3 protein-coding genes are annotated in these 2,209 nt (G+C 55.1%); 1 reads left to right on the top strand and 2 read right to left on the bottom strand.

The window, feature by feature from the left end; genetic code table 11:
* A partial coding sequence (locus ACXJ5O_RS24980; RefSeq protein WP_457302260.1) for an MFS transporter occupies positions 1-969 on the bottom strand: 969 nt, incomplete at its 3' end.
* Between the two features lie 116 nt (positions 970-1,085).
* On the opposite strand from ACXJ5O_RS24980, the gene ACXJ5O_RS24975 reads away from it, so the two are divergent.
* A complete protein-coding gene (locus ACXJ5O_RS24975; RefSeq protein WP_457302259.1) occupies positions 1,086-1,676 on the top strand; it encodes a TetR/AcrR family transcriptional regulator in 591 nt (196 codons plus the stop codon).
* A 1-nt stretch (position 1,677) separates the two neighbouring features.
* On the opposite strand, the gene ACXJ5O_RS24970 is transcribed toward ACXJ5O_RS24975, so the two are convergent.
* The coding region (locus ACXJ5O_RS24970; RefSeq protein ID WP_457302258.1) for a UvrB/UvrC motif-containing protein at positions 1,678-2,209 on the bottom strand (532 nt) is incomplete at its 5' end.

Raw genomic sequence — 2,209 nt, 5'->3', positions numbered from 1 at the left:
GTACAGCAGCGAGAGGCCACGCAATCCATAGTACCAAAAAAGCAGCCAACGATTGTCTACCCGGTCCGAGAGCCAGCCAGAACCAATAGTGCCGAAGAAATCAAAGAATCCCATCATGGCCAAGACGCTGGCTGCTACTACGGGGACCATGCCGAAATCTCCGCACATGGCGACGAAGTGCGTGCCTACAAGGCCGTTGGTACTCGCACCGCAGACGAAAAAAGTGGCGAAAAGCACCCAGAACGTGCTCGAGCGCGACGCTTCCTTCAAAGCAAGCAGCGGCATAGTGATGAGGGACATTAGCCCGCCGGTAATGGGCGGAACGGGTGTGATCTCCTTGTCTCCATAGGAAGGCAGGCCGATATCGGCAGGCCGGTCGCGCATGAGGAAGAAGACTGCCGTGACAGCGATGAGCAATAGAGCGCAAATCAGCATGATTGCTGCGCGCCAACCGTAGTTTTCACTGAGAGAAGCCATGAGTGGCATGAACGCCAACTGACCCGTAGCCGAGCTTGCTGTCAGCATCCCCAAAGCCAATCCACGGCGCTCGGTAAACCAACGGGCGGCGACGGTGGCGCCCAGAACCATGGCAGTCAATCCGGTACCAAAGCCGACGACCACGCCCCACAAGAGAATTAGTTGCCAGATTTCCGTCATAGMCAAAGAGGCGAAAAGACCCGCAGTGATCAAAACCAGTGCGACGCAAACCACCTTCCTTACACCAAAATAATTCATGAACGCAGCCGCGAATGGACCCATGAAGCCGAACAGCAAGAGCCGGATCGAAAAGGCAGTGGCTATTTGCTCGGTTTCCCAGCCAAACTCTTTCTCCAGCGGAACGATCAGTACACCAGGCGCTCCAACGGCGGCGGCAGTGACAAGCATCGTTAGAAACGTTACGGCTATGACGACCCAGCTATAATGGATATTGCGGCGGGCAAGCGAAGCGGCGAGCGAAGAGGAGATCATGGCTGTCTTTCGAGAAGTGCGAATCCGCGCGAATTAAATGATGATCATCATCATTATTGACTATTGATGATGACAATCATATAAATTGTCAATAGTCTTTTTCGAGGATACTGCACATGCGTGTCAGCAGAGATCAGGCAGCGGAAAACCGCGCCCGCATCATTGAAGTTGCCAGTCAACAATTTCGTCAGAAAGGTTTTGACGGGATTGGGGTTGCCGATGTGATGAAAAATGCCGGCCTAACCCATGGCGGCTTCTATGGTCATTTTGCATCGAAAGATGACCTTATTGCTCAATCCTGCGATGCGGCAATGAAGCGGTCGGCGGAAAAATGGTCTGCAATTGCGCAGGAGGGACCTGAGGTTGCGCTCGCCGTGATCACGTCGTCCTATCTAGCCAAGAATCACAAGGGTGACTTGGCAAACAGCTGTACCATGGCGTTGCTTGCGCCGGATATTGCCCGGCAAGGAGGAGTAGTCCAGACCCGATTTACCGAGGGTACGAAAAGGCTGCTGGAAATATTGTCGGATTTGGTTCCTGGCCGATCAAAAGCCAAAAAACGCCAGAAAGCCTTGGCGACGATGGCCGGTCTCATTGGTGCGGTTGTCTTGTCGCGAGCCGTGGATGATCCGGAGTTTGCCGACGAGATTCTCGACGCAGGCCAAGCTTTTTTCGGCTGCCCCGGCAAACCTGCAGACGAAATCTGAGTTAACGTCCCGGACGTCCCGTCTTGCCCGGACGTCGCTTCTTGCGATCGTTAGCGTCCTCATATGAACCAGCACCTGTTCGCTCGCGGCGAATAATCTTCTGGTCATTGCGGTTCGTACCGGTAAATGCAGGCTTTTCAGGAACATTGCCGATAACCGGCTTTTCCGTGCGCCCAACGGTCATTTCATCCAGCGAATTTTTGCGGAAGACGCCGGGCGCGAGGGGACGGGTCGTGTCTCCGCCCATTTCGTCGAGTTGCGGTTTGCGGAACAGCGGCGAATTCTTGTCGCCCTCGTCCGTAACCACACGGTGCATCGCACGCCCGGCATTGTGCCTGCCCTTGGTGCGACCGGTGACCGGGCTTTCCATCTCGACCTCCCGTGCCATTGGGTCGTCCGAAATTGCCAACTCCATCTCGCGCAGACGCTTGATCTCGTCGCGCAGGCGAGCAGCGACTTCGAAATCGAGGTCGTCGGCAGCATCGCGCATCTGCTTCATCAGATGTTCGAGATGAGCCTTCAGATTGTTGCCC

The sequence above is a fragment of the Phyllobacterium sp. P5_D12 genome, from assembly GCF_054049495.1.
Note: the sequence above shows the minus strand (reverse complement) of the source record. Positions and strands in the feature narration are given on the sequence as shown.